This window comes from Haloarcula terrestris (assembly GCF_031624315.1).
In the GTDB taxonomy this organism is placed as follows: domain Archaea; phylum Halobacteriota; class Halobacteria; order Halobacteriales; family Haloarculaceae; genus Haloarcula; species Haloarcula terrestris.
This window is the reverse complement of the sequence record NZ_JAMQOM010000003.1, coordinates 75,782-90,473: the sequence shown is the minus strand read 5'-3', so window position 1 is coordinate 90,473 and position 14,692 is coordinate 75,782. Positions and strand designations below refer to the sequence as shown.

The following is a 14,692-nucleotide window of genomic DNA, read 5'->3' as shown; positions in this document are numbered from 1 at the left end:
AGTAGATGTATACGTGTGACTAACAAATCAGGGTCGAAGTGACAGTCCCAGACCGAAGCGCACCCCGCTTGCCATCCGTTATTCAGGGAATCGGGTGGCTGGTTCTCCTCACAACTGTCGGTAATTACTTTTATTTCACTGATGCTGGACTTGCAGCCGTTTTTACGGCCGATTTCGTGGTTAGCATGCTGGCAATCAGTCCATTCGCAGTGACAATCATCGTCGGCGGGTTCTGGCTCAGCAACTCGGATATCGGTTCGGAACAGTATCAGCGGATCGGGACCTGGTTTACCGGTGGATTCGTCAGTTTCTTGCTGTTGAACCTGGCGATGATGCTGACGTGGCCGACGGGGTCGCTAGGTGACGACATCGGATGGGGACTGTTTGCGGTTGCTGTCGGCGGTTCCGGCGGCCTCTTAATGGGCATCTTCGAGGCACGAGCGATTTCGCGGGCCGTCGAGGCCGAGCGGCACCGACTCCAGCGGGAAGCTGCCGAACAGCGCAACGAGCGCCTCGACGAGTTCGCGGCCGTGGTCGCACACGACCTCCGGAACCCGCTCAACGTCGCGTCGGGGAACCTCGAACTCGCACGCACCGAGCACGGCTCGGAGCACCTCGATACGGCTGCCGCCGCGATGGACCGGATGGAGACGCTCGTCGACCGGACGCTGACGTTGGCCCGGAGCGGACGCATCATCAGCGATGTAGAGGCCGTCGACCTCACTGAGTTGGTCGATAGCTGTTGGGACGCTGTCCCGACGGCCGAGGCGACGCTCGAAAACGATGCGGCGATACTCATCGAGGCCGACCCGGATCGGCTCCAGCACCTGTTCGAGAACCTGTTTCGGAACAGTGTGGAGCATGGCTCCACAATCAGTCAGCCAGAGGCTAACGACGCCGTCGAACACGGCGGCACCGACCTGACGGTTCGCGTTGGCTCGATGGAAGGCGGATTTTACGTCGCGGATAACGGCTCCGGAATCCCGCCGGCCAAGCGTGATGCAGTGCTCAACGACGGCTACTCCACCACGGACGGCGAAGGCGGCCTGGGGTTGGCAATCGTTCAGCGAATCGTCGAAGCCCACGGCTGGGAGATCGACGTGGTAGAGAGCGACGGCGGCGGGACGCGATTCGAGATTACGGGCGTCACGACAGTGGCGGACGACAAAGAAGACGGCGAGACGCGGTCGCAGACACCGATACAGTCCTGACAGCGGTTCGGCAGCGGTTGTCTACTCGTTTCGCCGCGTTGCGATAGTTGCGATCCGCTGGCACGCCCGGGCACAGACTGGTGCGTAGCCGGTCGCAAGCGGTGGGATCTCGAACCCGACGACGGAGCCGCCGGACCGTTCCTCTGCGAAGTGACCCGTTGCGGGGAGTCGCGCAACGTCCCACGTCCAGCGGTACGGCGCACACGCTGTCACGTCGAAGGAGAGCCACACCGCACCGGCAACGCGAACACGACCGGTCGACCCCGCCGAGATGTATCGGCTATCCGTCTCGACGGCCGTGACCGACGGTCCCCAGTCGGGCCAGCAGTCCGTGTCGGTCAGGACCTGCCAGACGGCGTCGACCGGCGCAGTCACATCTCGGCGGACGACCAGCCGCCGACCGTCCGGTGTTCGCTCCAGGGAGACGCTGTTCCCACCGATATCGAGTGCCATTATCAGAAGCAATAGGGCGGAGCCAAGGTATAGGTTAGTTCACTCACAACCACTCGCCAGATGATTGACGCCCGGGATATTCGAAAGGAGTATGGCGGTTTCGTCGCTGTACAGGGCAGTTCGTTTTCCGTCGACCGCGGGGAGGTGTTCGGTATCATCGGGCCGAACGGTGCCGGCAAGACGACGACGCTGAAGATGCTCGCTGGCCTGCTGGAGCCGACGAGCGGGACCGCCGAAATCGCGGGCCTCGACACAGAAACGGCCGAGATGCGCCAGCAGTTGGGCTTTCTCCCCGAGGAGTCGCCGCTGTACGAGGAGATGACGCCGATATCCTATCTGAAATTCTTCGCCGACCTCTACGACGTACCGCCGGACGTGGCCGAGGAGCGGATGCACGACACGCTGGACGAACTGGAGCTCGAACACCGCGACCGGAAGCTCGGAGACATGTCCAAGGGGATGAAACGGAAGGTCGCCATCGCGCGCTCCCTGATCAACGACCCCGACGTGCTCATCTACGACGAGCCGGCGTCGGGACTGGACCCCCTGACGACGAACTACGTCATCGAGTTCACCGAACAGCTGGCGAAGGAAGGTAAAACCATCGTCTTCTCGGCGCACAACCTCTTTCACGTCGAATCGATCTGTGACAGGGTCGTCATCATGAACGAGGGCGAAATCGTCGCCCGCGGCGACCTCGAACAGTTGCAGGCCGAGTACGGCCACACGCGGTATCACGTCTACACGACCGTCGACGTGCCAGGCGCAATCAAGGAAAACGGAACGTACGAGCGCGTCGTCGAGAGCATGGAGGAAGTCGAAACGACACGCAGGCAGGCAGAAAACCGCGGCGGTGACGTGGTCGACATCCGGACGGAGGAATCCAGCCTTGAGGAGGTGTTCCTCAACGTCGCCGAGGCCGGCACTCGCGGCACACGGTACGTCGAGGAGGACGCGGAGTAGATGCAACCCGACAAGCTCCTGCGTGTCGCAAAGTGGGAAGTCACGAAAAACGCCGGCGGCGTCGACAAGCGAACCATCGTCGTGATGGCGCTGTCCCTGGTCGCGATGGGTGCAGTCGCGGCAATAGCTGTCAGCGGCGGCGGCGCGGGCATGGACGACGGCATCTACCGCATCGGGGTCGACGATGACAGCCCGTACCACGGCGTCGCGGCCGATGATCGGACCTTCGACATCCGCGAGCCTGACCCCGCCGCAATCGAGCGACACGAGCAGGAACTCCTGTATCGCGGCACCACACTCCGGAGCGTTCCACGGACGGCCAAAGAGCGGGCTGCGCTGGCCGAACTCCGGGATAGTACGGCGCGGTACAACGACCGGACGCTCGCCCGGGACGACAACCAGACCGCCGCGTTCCCGGTGTCCGTGACGCTCGTTTACGAGCAGCAGTCCGGGAGCAGCCAGCTTGATCCCCGAAGCGATGACGGCAGTGACGGCTCCGGCTCCGACTCCTCGGGCGGGAGCGGATCGAGCACCGGCGGTAGCGGAGACGGGTCAGAGACGAGCGGCAGTGGCGGAAGCAGCGGCGACGGCTCGGCAGCGAGCAGCGGGGGTGACGGAGCCACCGGCGGCAGCGGCGCGAACCTCGGCGCAATCGGCGCGCGGCTGACCGGTGACGTGCAGGGCGGTACTCCCTCGGACATCTCACCGCCGTTCCCCTTCGAATCGCTCGTGCTTGCCTTCCTCTACATCGTCCCGATGAACTTCGTCATCCAGGCATACGGCTCGTCGATGCTCTCAGAACGGCTGAACCGTCGCGGGGAACTCCTGCTGGTGACACCGGCCTCCCGAGGGGATATCATCGGCGGGAAGACCCTCCCGTACTTCCTGGGAGCCGTCGGCGTGACGGCACTCATCACCGCAGCGTTGAAGTTCGGGAACATCGCGCCGGCGGGAAGCCACGTCGCGGTGCTGGCGGTGGTCCCGCTCGTCGTCCTGTTCCTCTCGGCGACGTTCTGTGGGGCGATGTTCGCCCGCTCGTTCAAGGAACTCACCTTCGTGACGGTGACGATAACGGTGACGCTGACCTCCTACGCGTTCGTCCCGGCCATCTTCACCGACGTGACGCCGATTGCGCTCATCTCGCCGCTGACGCTTGTCGTGCTGGACCTCACTGGGCAGTCTGTTGGGATCTCATCGTTCGTGTTCTCGACGCTACCGCCGCTTCTGACCGGGCTGGTGCTGTTTGGCCTCGGGGCAGGCCTCTACCGCGAGGAGGACATGTTCACCCAGCGGCCAATCCCGCTGAAGGTGCTTGATGCGCTGGCCGGTGGTATCAGATCCCGACGGAGCGCGCTGAAGATGAGCGTCGTCCTGCTGCCGCTGGTCATCGTCGCCGAACTGGCGGCCGTCGCGTTCCTGTTCGTCCTCGACTCGGTGTCGCTGAACGTCTTCGGGACGAACCAGTCGCTGGGCATCGTGCTTGTGCTGGCGGTCATCGTCGTCATCGAGGAAGTCGCCAAGAGCCTGCACGTCTACGCCGGCTACGACCACGCCCGCTACGAGCGGACGCTCCGGTCGGCACTTGGCATCGGCGCGCTCTCCGGCCTCGGCTTCTTCATCGGGGAGAAAGGGCTGCTTATCGCCAGGCTATCCGACCTTGAGAGTCTACCCATCGGTGAGGCGGCGCTACAGGGTGCGACCCTGCCCGCTGGCCTGCCGCTGTGGATTGCAGGGCTGTTGTTCCTGCTCCCACTGGCGTTGCATACGGTGACGGCGGCCATCTCGTCGGTGGGCGCGAGCCGCGGGCGACGGGCATACCTCGGTGGGCTGGGGCTGGCTATCGTGATTCACTTCGGCTACAACTTCGCGGTGGTGAGCACCCTTGTCTGAGTCTGAGGACCGCCCGGTCTGGCGCGACCCGCGGGTCGTCATCGCCCGGCGGGACATCCGGTCGCTATCCCGCGAGAAGACCATCGTGCTGGCGCTGCTCATCCAGCTCTTTGTCGCCGGGTTCTCCTCGTTCCTTGTCGTCGGCCTCACGTCGCTGTATGACCCCAGTTCCGTGGCGGCCGGCGAGGTCGAAATGGCCGTCACCGGTGACGCCCGCGAGGAACTGGAGGCCGCAGCCGCTGAACAGGACGGCACCCGGGTCACCGCGTTCGAGAGCGAGGCCGCCGCACAGCAGGCGTTCCAGCAGCGCCGAGTGGACGCGATACTCCGCGGCGAGTACGTGCCGTCGACGAGCGGGCCGGGGGAGCAGATAGCGGTCACTGCCGTTGTCCCCGAGGGGAGCATTCGGTCGACGCTCATCGTCGTCGAGGTCCGGCGGGTCCTCAGCGCGTTGGAGCGCCAGGAGCGACTGGAGCGGACGCCGTCTCTCGACCAGCCGCCCGTGCCGCTCCCGGAGACCGTCAGCGCGAGTCAGTACTTCGGGTTCACCTACACCATCCTGATTCCGCTGCTCCTGTTCCTCCCGCCGTTCATCAGCGGCTCGGTAGCCGTCGACACCGTCACCGAGGAGATCGAACGCGGGACGCTGGAACTCCTTCGTGTCGCTCCGGTGTCGCTGCTTGACATCATCGACGGGAAGGCCCTGGGCATGGTATTGCTGGCCCCCGCGCAGGCGCTGCTATGGCTCGCCCTGCTGTCCACGAACGGCATTGCCGTCTCGAACCCGGCGGCGATTCTGCTGTTCATCACGGCCGTTACCGTCGTCGTCGTGACGCTCGGGGTAGTGCTGGGCATCACGCTCCAGAACCGCCGCCCGGCACAGTTGCTGTTCTCCGTACTCACCCTCGTGGTGTTCGGCGGGGCCGTCCTCCTCCCGGAGCATCCGGCGACGACGGTGGCGAAGTTGGCCGTCGACAGCCCGACGCTGCTGACGTACGGCCACGTCGGCGGCATGGTCCTGGTGGCGATTGCCGGGTACGCCACAGCCAGGGTCTATATCGGCCGGGTCGCAGCGGAGACACTGTAGGCGACGCCCAACCTTTTTCGCCGGCGCGCCCGCGACTTCGGGCATGGAGTACACGACACTCGGGTCGACCGGCATGGAGGTCAGCCGGCTCTGTCTGGGCTGTATGAGCTTCGGCACGTCGGAGTGGCGCGACTGGGTGCTCGACGAGGACGAGAGCCGCGAGGTCATCGAGCGGGCCATCGACCTCGGGATCAACTTCTTCGACACCGCAAACATGTACTCGATGGGCGAGTCCGAGCGCGTTGTCGGAACCGTCCTCAACGACTACGACCGCGACAGCCAGGTCGTGGCGACGAAGGGCTACTTCCAGATGGACGAGGACAACCCCAACTCTGGGGGGCTCTCGCGGAAGGCCATCGAGCAGGAACTGTCAAACTCGCTGAACCGACTCGGGATGGACACCGTCGACCTCTATCAGATCCACCGCTGGGACTACGATACCCCCATCGAACAGACGCTCCGGGCGCTGGACGACGCCGTCCGTCGGGGGCAGGCGCGCTACGTCGGCGCGTCGTCGATGTGGGCCCACCAGTTCGCCGACACCCTGCGGACGAGCGAACGCGAGGGGCTGGAGCGGTTCGAGACGATGCAGAACCACTACAATCTCCTGTATCGGGAGGAGGAACGCGAGATGCTGCCGCTGTGTGAGAAGGAGAGCGTCGGCGTGATGCCATGGAGCCCGCTGGCCCGGGGCTATCTCACTCGACCCCACGAGCAGGTCGAGGACACGGTGCGGGGCCAGACGGACGACCACGCCCGCGAACACCCCTACTACGAGGGAAGCGGCCGTGAGGTCAACGAGCGGGTCCAGGAACTGGCCGGCGAGTACGATGCCTCGATGGCACAGATCGCCCTGGCGTGGGTACTCGACAAGGAATGGGTCGACGCACCGATTATCGGCACGAGTAGCCTCGAACACCTCGAAGAAGCCGTGGCAGCGCTGGAGATCGACCTGTCGGAGAGCGACGTGGAGTGGCTAGAGGACCCCTATGAGCCGGTGCGGGTGTCCGGCCACGAGTAGCGGTCCGGCACAGTCTACCCGGTACACGAGGAAACGGGCGATTCACTCGCCGTAACCGTTAATACCTCATCTGTTGTAGCTAGATCTTGAGGATAGGTAACAATGAACAGCTTCCGGGAGCCGGAGGGCGAACGGTCCGAGGAATCGCCGTGTCCGGACGCCTGCGTCTGTTCGGTCGTCGACCCGGTCGAACACTACGTGACTGGGATACTGGGATTCGTTGCGACGCTTCTCCTGGGTGTGCAACTCTATCCCTGGCTCCAGGCCGTCGCCGGGCCGTCGTCGTTTCTCGGCGCGACGTGGCTGGTGTTCAGTTTCGCCGCGGTCTGGCTCGTCTGCTGGATCGCACTGGAGGTGGCCTGGGAGTGGCGTGCCGGGCGGGTACACTTGTTGTAGCTGGGTCAGCCGCGAAGGTCGGCCGCGACCGCCTGCATTCTCCGGAAATCGTCGTCGGAGTAGGCGATGAGCCGTACGTCCGTTAGCGAGTCGGGCTGGAAGGCACTGATCGCCTCGCAGAGGATCCGGACGCCCTCCTCGAAATCGAAGCCAGCGATGCCACAACCCAGCGCCGGAAGCACGAGTGACTCGCAGTTCAGTGCGTCGGCTTCCGCCAGCGCGTTCCGAGTAGCGTCCCGGATGCTCTCGGCAGTTGACTGCCCGCCTGGCGGCATCGCGGCGGCGTGGATGACGTACTCGGCGTCGAGGTCGTAAGCGTCAGTTGTGGCGACGCCACCGAGGTCGACCGGTCCCTTCGCGACGGCCTCGTCGTTGAGCCCCGATCCCGCCGCGCGTTTGAGCGCCCCGGCGACGCCGGAGCCCATCCGCAGGCTCGTGTTGGCCGCGTTGACCAGTGCGTCCGCCGACTGTGCAGCGATGTCGCCCTGGATTACCTCGAACTCCATGCGCGATGCTGGGAGCGGCGCGGTCAAAGTTTTAGTGCAGACGTGGCCGGACGCGCTCATTGCTATCTGTCACCGCGTCCCACGCCAGGCAAAAACCCGTCTGGTCCCTACAGACCGACATGGACCTGCTGACGATGACGTGGCAGGACGTGGGGTTCATGCACTGGCCCGTCGCGCCCGATATTGTCCAGTCGACGCTGCCGGACGGGCTCGCTGTCGACACGTACGACGAGCAGGCGTGGCTCAGTGTTGTCCCGTTCCACATGGCCGATATTCGACCGCGAGGTAGCCCCATCGGTCGGTCCTTCGGCGAGCTAAATCTCCGGACGTACGTGGTTGCCGACGGGACGCCGGGCGTGTACTTCTACAATCTCGACGCCGACGACCGGCTCAGCGTCACGCTGGCCCGGCGGCTGTTCCAGCTGTCGTACTACCACGCGTCGATGCAAGTCCGGACCGACGGCGACAGCGTCGAGTTCCGGAGTCGTCGGACCAGTTCGCGTGCGCCCCCGGCGGATTTCCACGCAACATACGAGCCGACGGGGCCGCCGGAGACGCCCGAGCCGGACTCCCTGGAATCGTTCCTGGTGGAGCGGTATCGCTTCTACGCGGCGAGCGACGACGGGGCGGTGTACTACGCCGACATCGACCACGAACCCTGGCCGCTGCAGCCGGGCCGAGCCGACATCCGGACGAACAGGCTGTTCGCAGCGTCGGGATTCGACAGGCCCGACGGCGAGCCGCTCGTCCACTACTGTGCGGAGATCCCGGTGACCGCGGGCCGGCTCCACCGGCTCGATGGGGTCGCCCAGTACACTGATTAGCGTGTCGCCCCCAGTGACGGTGTGGTCGCCCTTCGCCCGCTGCAGGTCACCCTCGATGACGTGTGTTTCTGCCACTGGCCGGTCGCCGAGACAACGGTTGGAGCGGTGGTCCCCGACTGGCTCACGGTCGAGACGAGCGACGGCGACGCCTGGGTGTCGGCCGTCGCGGCGACCGTCGACCGCGTCGAGACGTTCGGTGTCGAGATCGCCGGGCCGTCGGAGTTGCTCACGGTACGGACCTACGTCCGCGGCCCGACCGGCCAGCGCGGGGTCTGCGTGCTGGCGCTGTACGGTGACGACAGTCGGACGACGACGGCGGTTTCGGAGCTGTTTCGGATCACAGTTGGCGACGCCGTTCCGCGGCTGCTCCCGACGGCCGACCGACGCCGGGTCCTCGATGCCGGCGACCGACGGCTGTTCGAGTGCCGGTACACGGTCGAGGGTGACCCGGTGGCGATCCCGCCGGATTCGCTGGCCTCGTTTCTCGTCGACCGGCAGCGGTACTTTACGACCGGTCGGTTCGGAACGCACCTCGTCGGCAGCGTCGGTCACGATCCGTGGCGGCTCGACCGCATCGACAGCTCCGTGACTGGATCGGTACTTCCGTCCGTTGATATATCCGCATGTGAGTCGGACCCACTGGTCCACCACAGTCCCGGCGTGCAGGTATCGATAGCACCACCGATACCGCGCTAGCGGGTGTCTCACGGTCGACCTAGCTCCCTTGAAATATAAGTAGGGACAGCCCATTTGAGGGACAAGGAACCCGCCGCCCACATGACATCTGAAAACAATATACGGACGTTAGTCGTCGACGACAGCGACTTTTTCGCGGAAATGACCGCTGATACACTCACGCAACAACACGGCATCGACTCTGTCGCCGCAAACAGCGCCGAAGAAGCACTGAACCGGCTCGACGCGGACGGGTTCGATTGCGTCGTCAGCGACTACGAGATGCCCGAGATGGACGGGCTGGAACTGCTTGCGGCGATCAGGGAGACGAACTCGTCCATTCCATTTATTCTACTGACCGGGCGAGGGGACGAGGAGACGGCGAGTGCCGCCATTGCGGCCGGCGTCGCCGACTACCTCCTGAAGCTCGAAGTCGTCGAAGACAAGCAGTACGGCCGGCTGGCGAACCGGATCGAGAACGTCGTCTCACAGGAGCGTACCCGCCGGAAGTTCGAGTCGCTGGTCGCGGACTCCCCGGACGGTATCGTCCACCTGACGACCGACGGGACGATCCTCTCGGTGAACCCCTCGATGGCCGACCGGCTGGGTGTCGACCCCGACGCACTCGCCGGCCGGACGCTGGACGACGTGATGGACAGCGAGGCGGCGACCCAGCGTATCGAAGCCGGCCGGAACGCGGTCGAGAACGGTGCCGCGACGCGGACGGAAGACGCTGTCGACGGACGCCACTATCAGAACCAGTTCATCCCCGTCGACAGCCACCGCGAGACAGACACGTTCCAGCTGGTCTCGCGTGATATCACCGAGCGCGTCGAGCGCCAGCGCGAACTGGAGCGCCAGAACGAGCGGCTCGAGGAGTTCGCAAGCGTCGTCAGCCACGACCTCCGGAACCCGCTGAACGTCGCACAGGGCGCAGTCGACCTGCTGTCAACGCCGGCCGATAGCGAGGACGCCGAACTGGTCGCCAAAATCGACCGGTCGCTGGACCGGATGGGCTGTATCATCGAGGACGTACTCGCACTGGCACGGCAGGGCCGGACTGTCAGTGATCCACAGGAGACAGAGCTGTCGACGCTGGCGTCGACTGCATGGACCTGGATCGAGGCGGAGCAGTCATCCATGTCGGTCGAGTCGAGCGCGGAACTCGCCGCCGACAGCGGGCGCGTGCAGGACCTCCTGGCGAACCTATTCCGGAACGCCATCGAACACAACGACGGCGAGGTCGAAATCGAGGTCGGGCTGCTGGAGTCAGACGACGGCTTCTACATCGCGGACAACGGAGCGGGTGTCGACGGCGACGCTGATGACGTGTTCGAGATGGGCTACTCCTCAACCGATGACGGTACCGGTTTTGGGCTGGCTATCGTCGAACAGGTCGCCGAGGCCCACGGCTGGGCGGTGTCACTGACCGATAGCGATAGCGGCGGGGCGCGCTTCGAGGTGACCGGCGTCGAACTACACGACTGAGACGGACTTTTCACTGCCGGGTTCCGAGTAGTGGTAATGACAGTCGAGGGGGTCATCGTCGACCTGGACGGAACTGTGTACCACGGAGACACGCTGTTACCGGGCGCGGCGTCAGCGATCGACGTGTTCAGAGAGCGGGGCCTGCGGATCTGCTTTTTCTCGAACAACCCGATCCACGACGGGAGCGAGTACGTCGAGCGATTGCGGGGGCTGGGCGTCGACGCCCGCGAGGGAGAGGCCTGTTCTTCCGGCGTGGTCACCCGCGAGTACCTCAACGGGACCCACGCGGGGGACACCGTGTTCGTCATCGGGAGCGACCAGCTCCGTACCCTTGTTGAGGGGACAGCGGCACGCCTCGTCGAGGAGCCCGCAGCGACTGACGTGTTACTGGCCTCCTGGACTGACGGCTTCCACTACCGCGACATGGTCGATGCGCTCCGGGCCGTCGACGACGACACCGTCTTCCTCGGAACCGACCCGGACCGGACGTTCCCCGGCGAGGACGGCGCACCGGTCCCGGGTTCCGGAGCCATCATCAACGCGATTGCAGGCGTCATTGAACGGGAGCCGGACCGGATACTGGGCAAGCCCTCTGAGATCGCCGTCCAGGCGGCGCTGGAGCGACTGGACTGTGCGCCGGCAGATTGTCTCATCGTCGGCGACCGACTGGAGACTGACATCGCCATGGGTGAACGGAACGGAATGACGACCGTCCTCGTCAGGACGGGTGTGACCGACGAGCGGGCGCTCGAACGGAGCGCCGTGACGCCCGACCACGTCATCGATTCGCTGGCGGACATCGAGGACGTGCTGGCGTCGCTTGCCGTGTGACACGGCGCTGGTAATTCACCTTCGGCTTTATTTTCTCAGCGACCGTAGCGTTCACTGGTGTTACCGATGAGCAAAGACATCCTCATGATCGTCGGCGATTTCGGCGAAGACTACGAGATTATGGTGCCGTTCCAGGCGCTACAGATGGTCGGCCACGAGGTCGATGCGGTGTGTCCCGACAAGGAGGCCGAAGAAACGATCAAGACAGCGATACACGACTTCCGGGGCGACCAGACCTACATGGAGTCCCGCGGCCACGACTTCGTCCTGAACGCGACGATGGCCGAGGTGGACCCGAGCGACTACGACGCGCTGTGTGTCCCTGGCGGTCGCGCCCCCGAGTATCTGCGGACCTACGACGCGGTGCTGGACGCAGTACGACACTTCTTCGAGGAAGACAAACCCGTCGCGGCGCTGTGTCACGGACCACAGATCCTCGCCGCCGCCAACGTGCTCGACGGCTACGAGATGACCTCGTACCCGGCCTGTCGCGCCGAGTGCGAGGCCGCCGGCTGTTCGTGGGTCGACGAGGTCGTCACCGACGGCAACCTCGTCACCGGCCAGGCCTGGCCCGACCACCCCGAGTGGCTCGCGCAGTTCATGGCCCTGCTCGGCGACGAGGTGTCCCACGGCGACCCGATTCCGGCCGACGACTGAGGCCCGCAACTTTGGGGGATTCATAACAAACAAATAACGGGGGCGTTTCTCTCCGTTGAGGCGGGTGGGAACTGGCATAGTGCACCATTACGTTCGCCCGCCTCGTTCTCAACGACGGGACGACATGACAGATAGCAGCAGCCGACTGTGAAGAGCCTGGCAGGTGGCTGGGTACGTCTCACGGTGGCACCAGATTTGTTATGCTGGCGGTTGAACAACCGCGTGCAATGCCCTCCAACACGCGACCGCAAGACGACGAGCGCGGCTGTCCGAAATGCGGCCACACCGGCACTGACGTGGGTAGCATCTCGACCACCGGCGGCGGCCTTTCGAAGATGTTCGACATCCAGACCAACCAGTTCCAGGTCGTCACGTGTACGAACTGCGGCTACTCGGAACTGTACCGGGACACCGGGTCCGCAGGTAGTGACCTGGCGGATATCTTCCTCGGCTGACGATGCCTGCCGTGACTGGGCTGTTCGTCGTGGTCCTGCTGTTCGCACTGGCCGCGCCGCTGGTCCTGTACGCGCTGATCCGTAGCGAACACGATCAGGGCGTCGAGACGGACCGCGAGACGGCCGAACGGATGGCCCGGCGCGATACGGACGACGACCGACGGGTCCGGTAGCGAAGCGGGACCGCCGCGACGGCACCCCGATACGCCGAGCTACGCCTGTCTGATACGGTGTACAGCACCGCTATTACCGCTGACGCCGCCGGCATCGGTCGTACAGACGAGCAGTTCCCCTGCCGTCGTTCGACCGAACGAAAGGACGTTCGAGCCGAAGCCATCGTCAGCGACGGGTACCGCCGTGACCGGCCACAGACCGTCGTCGCGCTCCCGTGCGACGAATAGCTGCCCGTCGGCCCGCCAGTCGGCGAACACGTAGTGGCCCTGCAGTGCGGGCACAGCGTCCCCATCGTACAGGTAGCCGCCGATGACGGAGATGCCGGACACCGACGCTCCCCCGTGGGGATACTCGATGATCGGGTCGATGAGCGGGTCGCCGTCGGGCGTCTCGCCGGGGCAGTTCTCCGCTCCGAAGCAGTGCGTGGCTTCGCGGACGTTCCAGCCGTAGTTCCCGCCGCGTTCGACGACGTTCACCTCCTCGTACTCGTTCTGTCCCACGTCGGCGACGAACAGGCGGCTGCCCGGGCCGAAAGAGAAACGCCAGGGATTGCGAAAGCCCCAGGCGTACTGTTCGCCGAGGCCGTCACCGTCGACCAGCGGATTGTCCTCGGGGACCGCGTACGGCGAGTCGCCGCCGGTGTCGACATTGATCCGGAGGATACTCCCCAGCAGATTCTCGGTCACGTCCTGCCCGTTCCCGCCCGGAACGGCGTCGTACCAGTCGTCGACGTGGCCCGTGCCCTGGTCGTTCGCACCGCCGCCGTCGCCGACGCCGACGTAGAGGTACCCGTCCGGGCCGAACGCAATGGACCCCGCGTTGTGGTTGGCCTGTGGCTGTGGAATCTCAAGTACCGTGCGCTCGGACTCGGGGTCGAACGAGCCGTCGCTGACCTGAAACGAGGACAGCACGAACGTGTGTGAATACGAATCGGGCGTCCCCTCGCGCCGCGGGGCGCTGTATCGCAGAAACACCCGACCGCTCCCGTCGAAGTCAGGGTGGAACGCGGCCCCGAGCAGTCCGCGTTCGTCGTAGCCGCTCACGTCGACGACGCGGTCACGGATATCGAGCGCCACTTCGAGGTCGCCGCCGTCGGTGACCCGGTACAACTGACCGGGCTGATCGACGACGTAGAGGGTCCCCTCCGCTGGGACTGACACGCCGACCGGCGAGGTGAACCCGGTAGCGAGTGTCTCCACGCCGAGTTCGAGATCGGCGAGGTCGCCCGCCGCTGTGCCGTCGCTCCCGGTCGCCGCCCCATCGGTTCCCACCCCGCCGTTGCCAGTGTCCGTTTCGTCGCTGCCGGAGTTTCCGGGCGTGGCACAGCCAGCGAGGCCAACAACTGTCAAGAGTCCGGTCTGAATGAATCGCCGTCGGGAGGGCCGCTGCATACCGTCCCAACGGTGCGAGGCCCCATCAACGTTGTAGCCCGAGTAAACTCAAAACAATGGGAAAGTGTACCGATGTCGAACCTTTTATACTAATTCTTGCACAACGTCCGCGCATGGTAGACAAAGAAGACCTGCGCTCGCAGTTCGTCGAGGCGTTCGAGGAAGCAGACTACCCGATCTCCAGTCCGATGGATCTCGTCCCGGCGCTGCCCAGCGGCCCGTCCACGAAGTTCGAGTCCGGCGACTTCTCGATGACGGCGATGGAACTGAACACGAAGCTGGACGGGGAGTTCCCCTACGAGAGCGTCGACGACTTCGTCGACGATGTCATGTCGTCGCTCGAAGACCAGGACCTCATCTGATCGGGACTGACCGGGCTCGGGCACGCTGTTTCGGTTTTGCGCCACAGTCTCCGAAAGCATCGGCCGACTCAGTCAAAACGCCCGGGTCGCCAGACCCTTGCGGTTTATCAGGCTACCGTCCATAGCCGAGATATGGTCGGTGTGTCGGGAATCGAGACGCTCGTTCGGACGTTCGGCCCCTTTCTCATTCCCGCGACGCTGTTTGTACTGGGTGCGATCGGCTATCTGTTCCTGTGGCTGTTGACCCGCTACCGACGTGAAACGTACGCCGCAGACGAGTAATCGGTGCCAGCAGCCTGTGACCGACG

General features: G+C 64.8%; 18 protein-coding genes. 15 read left to right on the top strand and 3 right to left on the bottom strand.

Features of this window, described 5'->3' with window-relative positions; all coding sequences use genetic code 11:
• Positions 1–185: 185 nt before the first annotated feature.
• Complete coding sequence (locus NDI54_RS07565) at positions 186–1,211, top strand: sensor histidine kinase (RefSeq protein WP_310895850.1); 1,026 nt, start codon at positions 186–188, stop codon at positions 1,209–1,211.
• 21 nt (positions 1,212–1,232) lie between these two features.
• Here NDI54_RS07565 and NDI54_RS07560 read toward each other — a convergent pair whose 3' ends face one another.
• Positions 1,233–1,664 (bottom strand): SRPBCC family protein, encoded by a 432-nt coding sequence (locus tag NDI54_RS07560; RefSeq protein ID WP_310895849.1) that lies wholly within the window; start codon positions 1,662–1,664, stop codon positions 1,233–1,235.
• Between the two features lie 60 nt (positions 1,665–1,724).
• On the opposite strand from NDI54_RS07560, the gene NDI54_RS07555 reads away from it, so the two are divergent.
• The 5 genes from NDI54_RS07555 (at position 1,725) to NDI54_RS07535 (ending at position 7,021) form a co-directional block, all read left to right on the top strand.
• Positions 1,725–2,627, top strand: coding sequence for an ABC transporter ATP-binding protein (locus tag NDI54_RS07555; RefSeq protein ID WP_310895848.1), 903 nt, complete (start codon positions 1,725–1,727; stop codon positions 2,625–2,627).
• Complete coding sequence (locus tag NDI54_RS07550; RefSeq protein WP_310895847.1) at positions 2,628–4,517, top strand: PrsW family intramembrane metalloprotease; 1,890 nt, start codon at positions 2,628–2,630, stop codon at positions 4,515–4,517. It begins immediately after the preceding gene.
• Positions 4,510–5,604 carry an ABC transporter permease gene (locus tag NDI54_RS07545; protein WP_310895846.1) on the top strand — a complete coding sequence of 365 codons (1,095 nt, stop codon included), beginning with the start codon at positions 4,510–4,512 and terminating at the stop codon, positions 5,602–5,604. The genes NDI54_RS07550 and NDI54_RS07545 overlap by 8 nt, the downstream gene beginning before the upstream one ends.
• A 43-nt stretch (positions 5,605–5,647) precedes the next feature.
• A complete protein-coding gene (locus tag NDI54_RS07540; protein ID WP_310895845.1) occupies positions 5,648–6,625 on the top strand; it encodes an aldo/keto reductase in 978 nt (325 codons plus the stop codon).
• A gap of 102 nt (positions 6,626–6,727) precedes the next feature.
• Positions 6,728–7,021, top strand: a complete 294-nt coding sequence (locus tag NDI54_RS07535) for a hypothetical protein (RefSeq protein ID WP_310895844.1) — start codon at positions 6,728–6,730, stop codon at positions 7,019–7,021.
• Between the two features lie 5 nt (positions 7,022–7,026).
• Here NDI54_RS07535 and NDI54_RS07530 read toward each other — a convergent pair whose 3' ends face one another.
• Positions 7,027–7,527, bottom strand: coding sequence for a macro domain-containing protein (locus NDI54_RS07530; RefSeq protein WP_310895843.1), 501 nt, complete (start codon positions 7,525–7,527; stop codon positions 7,027–7,029).
• 119 nt (positions 7,528–7,646) lie between these two features.
• Here NDI54_RS07530 and NDI54_RS07525 point away from each other — a divergent pair, with 119 nt between their 5' ends.
• From NDI54_RS07525 to NDI54_RS07495, 7 genes are all read left to right on the top strand, one after another.
• Positions 7,647–8,351: a YqjF family protein gene (locus NDI54_RS07525; RefSeq protein WP_310896325.1), complete on the top strand. Its 705-nt coding sequence runs from the start codon at positions 7,647–7,649 to the stop codon at positions 8,349–8,351.
• Positions 8,352–8,372: 21 nt separating this feature from the next.
• A complete protein-coding gene (locus NDI54_RS07520) occupies positions 8,373–9,047 on the top strand; it encodes a DUF2071 domain-containing protein (RefSeq protein ID WP_310895842.1) in 675 nt (224 codons plus the stop codon).
• Between the two features lie 81 nt (positions 9,048–9,128).
• The gene (locus NDI54_RS07515; protein WP_310895841.1) at positions 9,129–10,514 is read left to right on the top strand and encodes a response regulator; all 1,386 of its coding nucleotides are present in this window, start codon (positions 9,129–9,131) and stop codon (positions 10,512–10,514) included.
• Between the two features lie 36 nt (positions 10,515–10,550).
• Positions 10,551–11,345 (top strand): HAD-IIA family hydrolase, encoded by a 795-nt coding sequence (locus NDI54_RS07510; RefSeq protein WP_310895840.1) that lies wholly within the window; start codon positions 10,551–10,553, stop codon positions 11,343–11,345.
• Between the two features lie 66 nt (positions 11,346–11,411).
• On the top strand, positions 11,412–12,002 hold the full coding sequence (locus NDI54_RS07505) for a DJ-1/PfpI family protein (RefSeq protein WP_310895839.1): 591 nt from the start codon (positions 11,412–11,414) through the stop codon (positions 12,000–12,002).
• Positions 12,003–12,229: 227 nt separating this feature from the next.
• Positions 12,230–12,457: a zinc ribbon domain-containing protein gene (locus NDI54_RS07500; RefSeq protein ID WP_310895838.1), complete on the top strand. Its 228-nt coding sequence runs from the start codon at positions 12,230–12,232 to the stop codon at positions 12,455–12,457.
• Positions 12,458–12,459: 2 nt separating this feature from the next.
• The gene (locus NDI54_RS07495; protein WP_310895837.1) at positions 12,460–12,630 is read left to right on the top strand and encodes a hypothetical protein; all 171 of its coding nucleotides are present in this window, start codon (positions 12,460–12,462) and stop codon (positions 12,628–12,630) included.
• A 39-nt stretch (positions 12,631–12,669) separates the two neighbouring features.
• On the opposite strand, the gene NDI54_RS07490 is transcribed toward NDI54_RS07495, so the two are convergent.
• The gene (locus tag NDI54_RS07490; RefSeq protein ID WP_310895836.1) at positions 12,670–14,022 is read right to left on the bottom strand and encodes a PQQ-dependent sugar dehydrogenase; all 1,353 of its coding nucleotides are present in this window, start codon (positions 14,020–14,022) and stop codon (positions 12,670–12,672) included.
• Between the two features lie 113 nt (positions 14,023–14,135).
• On the opposite strand from NDI54_RS07490, the gene NDI54_RS07485 reads away from it, so the two are divergent.
• Positions 14,136–14,384 (top strand): MTH865 family protein, encoded by a 249-nt coding sequence (locus NDI54_RS07485; RefSeq protein ID WP_310895835.1) that lies wholly within the window; start codon positions 14,136–14,138, stop codon positions 14,382–14,384.
• Positions 14,385–14,516: 132 nt separating this feature from the next.
• Positions 14,517–14,666 (top strand): hypothetical protein, encoded by a 150-nt coding sequence (locus NDI54_RS07480; RefSeq protein WP_310895834.1) that lies wholly within the window; start codon positions 14,517–14,519, stop codon positions 14,664–14,666.
• The last annotated feature ends 26 nt before the right edge of the window (positions 14,667–14,692 follow it).

Coding starts and splice junctions, on each gene's coding strand:
- NDI54_RS07485 (WP_310895835.1), top strand. CDS start 14,136: ATGGTAGACAAAGAAGACCTGCGCTCGCAGTTCGTCGAGGCGTTCGAG.
- NDI54_RS07540 (WP_310895845.1), top strand. CDS start 5,648: ATGGAGTACACGACACTCGGGTCGACCGGCATGGAGGTCAGCCGGCTC.
- NDI54_RS07515 (WP_310895841.1), top strand. CDS start 9,129: ATGACATCTGAAAACAATATACGGACGTTAGTCGTCGACGACAGCGAC.
- NDI54_RS07525 (WP_310896325.1), top strand. CDS start 7,647: ATGGACCTGCTGACGATGACGTGGCAGGACGTGGGGTTCATGCACTGG.
- NDI54_RS07495 (WP_310895837.1), top strand. CDS start 12,460: ATGCCTGCCGTGACTGGGCTGTTCGTCGTGGTCCTGCTGTTCGCACTG.
- NDI54_RS07565 (WP_310895850.1), top strand. CDS start 186: ATGCTGGCAATCAGTCCATTCGCAGTGACAATCATCGTCGGCGGGTTC.
- NDI54_RS07480 (WP_310895834.1), top strand. CDS start 14,517: ATGGTCGGTGTGTCGGGAATCGAGACGCTCGTTCGGACGTTCGGCCCC.
- NDI54_RS07505 (WP_310895839.1), top strand. CDS start 11,412: ATGAGCAAAGACATCCTCATGATCGTCGGCGATTTCGGCGAAGACTAC.
- NDI54_RS07530 (WP_310895843.1), bottom strand. CDS start 7,527: ATGGAGTTCGAGGTAATCCAGGGCGACATCGCTGCACAGTCGGCGGAC.
- NDI54_RS07560 (WP_310895849.1), bottom strand. CDS start 1,664: ATGGCACTCGATATCGGTGGGAACAGCGTCTCCCTGGAGCGAACACCG.
- NDI54_RS07510 (WP_310895840.1), top strand. CDS start 10,551: ATGACAGTCGAGGGGGTCATCGTCGACCTGGACGGAACTGTGTACCAC.
- NDI54_RS07555 (WP_310895848.1), top strand. CDS start 1,725: ATGATTGACGCCCGGGATATTCGAAAGGAGTATGGCGGTTTCGTCGCT.
- NDI54_RS07500 (WP_310895838.1), top strand. CDS start 12,230: ATGCCCTCCAACACGCGACCGCAAGACGACGAGCGCGGCTGTCCGAAA.
- NDI54_RS07550 (WP_310895847.1), top strand. CDS start 2,628: ATGCAACCCGACAAGCTCCTGCGTGTCGCAAAGTGGGAAGTCACGAAA.
- NDI54_RS07490 (WP_310895836.1), bottom strand. CDS start 14,022: ATGCAGCGGCCCTCCCGACGGCGATTCATTCAGACCGGACTCTTGACA.
- NDI54_RS07535 (WP_310895844.1), top strand. CDS start 6,728: ATGAACAGCTTCCGGGAGCCGGAGGGCGAACGGTCCGAGGAATCGCCG.